At 71.4% G+C, this 4,461-nt stretch carries 2 protein-coding genes; one reads left to right on the forward strand and one right to left on the reverse strand.

What is annotated here, in order from left to right:
• Positions 1 to 96: 96 nt before the first annotated feature.
• Entirely contained in the window at positions 97 to 690 is a 594-nt protein-coding gene (locus x551_RS18795) for an Lrp/AsnC family transcriptional regulator (protein ID WP_011831074.1), read from the reverse strand.
• Positions 691 to 819: 129 nt separating this feature from the next.
• Here x551_RS18795 and x551_RS18800 point away from each other — a divergent pair, with 129 nt between their 5' ends.
• A complete protein-coding gene (locus tag x551_RS18800) occupies positions 820 to 4,380 on the forward strand; it encodes an indolepyruvate ferredoxin oxidoreductase family protein (RefSeq protein ID WP_036250173.1) in 3,561 nt (1,186 codons plus the stop codon).
• The last annotated feature ends 81 nt before the right edge of the window (positions 4,381 to 4,461 follow it).

The raw sequence follows: 4,461 nt of genomic DNA on the forward strand, positions 1-4,461 counted from the left end.
CGCGCCGGCGACCGGCTCTCGAGGAAACGCCGGGCCGCCCCAAGTTTCCTCGCCCCCCGCGGGGGCGGGCTGGGCGCAGCCCGGCCCTGGGGGTGCTCAGTGGCGCCCGGCGCGCTCCAGGTGCTGCAGCGGAAGCGCCGCGCCGGCCTTCACCTCGCCGAGCGAGAAGCTGGTGTGCAGGTCCTTGAAGTTGGGCAGGTTCAGCAGCGTCTCCAGCGCCAGCGCCGAGAAGGCGTCCAGGTCGGTCGTCATGACCTGCAGCTCGAAGGTGCCCGATCCGCTGATGTAGTGGCAGGCGATGACCTGCGGGATGCGGCGGATCGCCTCCTCCAGCGCACGCGTCGCCGCGGCCGTGTTGCGCTCGGCGTCGACGCGCACGAAGGCCAGCACGCCCAGGCCGATCTTGCGGCGGTCGATCTCGGCGCGGTACCCGCGGATGTAGCCCTGCGTCTCCAGCCACTTCACGCGCCGCCAGGTCGGCGCGGTGGACAGCCCGATGCGCGCGGCCAGCTCGGCGTTCGACAGCCGCGCGTCCTGCTGCAGCGCACCGAGGATCGCGACGTCGTAGCGGTCGAGCGCGGCGTGCGGCGCGTCGTCGCCGGCCGGGTCGGGTGCGGCCTCCGCAGCGGCCGGCCGCGCCAGCGACCGGGCGATTCGGGTTTGCCCTGAAGTCTGCTTTTTCGATGCCATTCGTTTTTTTCCTCGCAAATTTGAGCAACAACGTTGCTCCAAGCATGCCCCAGCGGGCACACAAAGAAAAGACTTCCCCGCACGCTTTGCCTACACTGCCCGCAGGCCCGCCGCAGGAGTTCCGCCGCCATGAATGCGCCCCTTCCCGAGTCCATCCGTCGCGCGCTCGAGACGGTCACACTCGACGACAAGTACGCCCTCGAGACCGGGCAGGCCTTCATGAGCGGGGTGCAGGCGCTGGTGCGGCTGCCGATGCTGCAGCAGCAGCGCGATGCCACCGCCGGGCTGGACACCGCAGGTTTCATCAGCGGCTACCGCGGCTCGCCGCTGGGCGGCTACGACCAGGCGCTGTGGCAGGCGCAGAAGCACCTCGCGGCCCACCAGGTGGTGTTCCAGCCGGGCGTCAACGAGGAGCTGGCCGCCACCGCGGTGTGGGGCACCCAGCAGCTCGATCTTTACCCGCAGAGCCGCAAGCACGACGGCGTGTTCGGCATCTGGTACGGCAAGGGCCCGGGCGTGGACCGCTGCTCCGACGTGTTCAAGCACGCCAACATGGCGGGCACCGCGAAGCACGGCGGCGTGATCGCGATCGCCGGCGACGACCACATCGCCAAGAGCAGCACCGCGGCCCACCAGAGCGACCACATCTTCAAGGCCTGCGGGCTGCCGCTGTTCTTCCCGGCCAGCGTGCAGGAGATCCTCGACATGGGGCTGCACGCCTTCGCGATGAGCCGCTTCTCCGGCGTGTGGGCGGGCATGAAGACCATCCAGGAGGTGGTGGAGTCGTCCGCATCGATCTCGGTCGACCCCGACCGCGTGAAGATCGTGCTGCCGGAGGACTTCCCGATGCCCGCCGGCGGCCTGCACATCCGCTGGCCCGACGCGCCGCTGGAGCAGGAAGCGCGGCTGATGAACCACAAGTGGTACGCGGCACTGGCCTATGTGCGCGCGAACCGGCTCAACCACACGGTGATCGACTCGCCGCACGCGCGGCTCGGGCTGATCTCCAGCGGCAAGGCCTACAACGACACGCGCCAGGCGCTGCACGACCTGGGCCTGGACGACGCGGCCTGCCGCCGCCTCGGCATCCGGCTGCACAAGGTGGGCGTGGTGTGGCCGCTGGAGGCCACCATCACGCGCGAGTTCGCCACCGGCCTGCAGGAGATCCTGGTGATCGAGGAGAAGCGCCAGGTCATCGAGTACCAGCTGAAGGAAGAGCTCTACAACTGGCGCCCCGACGTGCGGCCCAACGTGCTGGGCAAGTTCGACGAATCGGAGGGCGACCTGTCGGGCGGCGAATGGAGCCAGCCCAACCCGAGCGGCAACTGGCTGCTGCGTGCCCAGGCCGACCTGACGCCGGCGATCATCGCCCGCGCGATCGGCAAGCGGCTGCTCAAGCTCGGCGGCCTGGACACCGACACACGCGCCCACGTCGAGGCGCGGCTGGCGCTGATCGACGCGAAGGAACGCGCGCTGGCCGCGAGCACGCAGGACACCGGCGACCGCGCGCCGTGGTTCTGCAGCGGCTGTCCGCACAACACCAGCACCCGCGTGCCCGAGGGCTCGCGCGCGGTGGCCGGCATCGGCTGCCACTACATGACGGTGTGGATGGACCGCAGCACCACCACCTTCTCGCAGATGGGGGGCGAGGGCGTGAGCTGGGTCGGCCAGGCGCCGTTCACCACCGACCGCCACGTGTTCGCCAACCTCGGCGACGGCACCTATTACCACTCGGGCCTGCTGGCGGTGCGCCAGAGCATCGCGGCGAAGGTGAACATCACCTACAAGATCCTGTTCAACGACGCGGTGGCGATGACCGGCGGCCAGCCGGTCGACGGTACGCTGCGTGTGCCCGAGATGACCCGCGAACTCGACGCCGAGGGCGCGAAGCGCATCGTCGTGGTGACCGACGAGCCGCGCAAGTACGACGGCGTGACCGGCCTCGCGCCCGGCGTGACGGTGAAGCACCGCGACGAGCTCGACGCGGTACAGCGCGAGCTGCGCGAAGTTCCCGGCTGCACCGTCCTCATCTACGACCAGACCTGCGCCACCGAGAAGCGGCGCCGCCGCAAGCGCGGCACGATGGCCACGCCGGCCGAGACGGTGGTGATCAACGAGCTGGTGTGCGAGGGCTGCGGCGACTGCTCGGTGCAGAGCAACTGCCTGTCGGTCGAGCCGGTCGAGACGCCGTTCGGCCGCAAGCGCCGCATCAACCAGAGCAGCTGCAACAAGGACTACTCCTGCCTGAAGGGCTTCTGCCCGAGCTTCGTGACGGTGACCGGCGGCACGCTGAAGAAGCCGCAGCGCGACGCCGCGCACGACCCGCACCGCGGACCGCCGTTGCCCGACCCGGTGCTGCCGCGGGCCGACAGCGCCTGGGGCATCGTGGTCGCCGGCGTCGGCGGCACCGGCGTCATCACCATCGGCCAGCTGCTCGGCATGGCCGCCCACCTCGAGGGCAAGGGCGTCGTCACGCAGGACGCCGCCGGCCTGGCGCAGAAGGGCGGCGCGACCTGGAGCCACATCCAGATCGCCAACCGGCCCGAGGCCCTCTACTGCACCAGGGTCGGCACCGCCGAGGCCGACCTGGTGATCGCCTGCGACCCCATCGTCGCAGCCAAGAAGGACACGCTCGCGGTGATGCGCGAGGGCCGCACCCACGTGGCGCTGAACACCCACGGTGCGCCCACCGCGGCCTTCGTCGGCAACCCCGACTGGCAGTTCCAGGGCGGCCGCTGCGAGGCGGTGATCGAGCAGGCCTGCGGCGGCGCCGCGCAGGTGGGCAGGTTCGACGCCGACCGGCTGGCGACCGCGCTGCTCGGCGACGCGATCTACACCAACCCGCTGATGCTGGGCTACGCCTGGCAGAAGGGCTGGGTGCCCCTGGGCGAGGCCGCGCTGCTGCGCGCCATCGAGCTCAACGGCGTGCAGGTCGAGCGCAACCGGGCCGCCTTCGCCTGGGGCCGGCGCGCGGCACACGACCTCGCCGCGGTGCAGGCCCTCACCGCGACGGCGCAGGTGATCGCCTTCGTGAAGAAGCCCGCGCTCGACGAGCTGCTGGCCACGCGCGCCGACTTCCTCACCGGCTACCAGAACGCGGCCTACGCGCAGACCTACCGCGCCTTCGTCGACAAGGTGCGCGCCGCCGAGGCGCCGCTGCAGTCGACCCGGCTCTCCGAGACGGTGGCGCGCTACCTGTTCAAGCTGATGGCCTGCAAGGACGAGTACGAGGTGGCGCGCCTGCACGCCGACCCGGCCTTCCACGCGAAGATCGCTGCGCAGTTCGACGGCGAGGTGAAGCTGGGCTACCACCTCGCGCCGCCGGGGCTGGCGAAGAAGAACGCGCGCGGCGAGCCGCTGAAGCGGCGCTATGGCCCGTGGATGCTGGGGGCCTTCCGGCTGCTGGCGCGGCTCAAGGGCCTGCGCGGCACGGCGCTCGACCCCTTCGGCCGCACCGAGGAGCGCCGCACCGAGCGCGCGCTGGTCGGCGAGTACCGCGCCTGCATCGAGGAGCTGCTGGCGACGCTGGACGCGCCGCGGCTGGCGCTGGCGGTGGAGATCGCCGCGATCCCGGAGGACATCCGCGGCTACGGCCACGTGAAGGCCCGGCACCTGGCGGCCGCGCGGGCGAAGTGGAGCGGCCTGATGGTGCAGTGGCGTACCGGGTCACCACAGCGCGCGGCAGCGTGAGTGGCCCCGCCCTCCCGCGTCGGAGACACCCCCGACCCGCGGCGCGACTTTCTCGCCATCGACGCAGCGCAACGGCACGAC

It is taken from the genome of Methylibium sp. T29 (genome assembly GCF_000576205.1).
GTDB classification, from domain to species: domain Bacteria; phylum Pseudomonadota; class Gammaproteobacteria; order Burkholderiales; family Burkholderiaceae_C; genus Methylibium; species Methylibium petroleiphilum.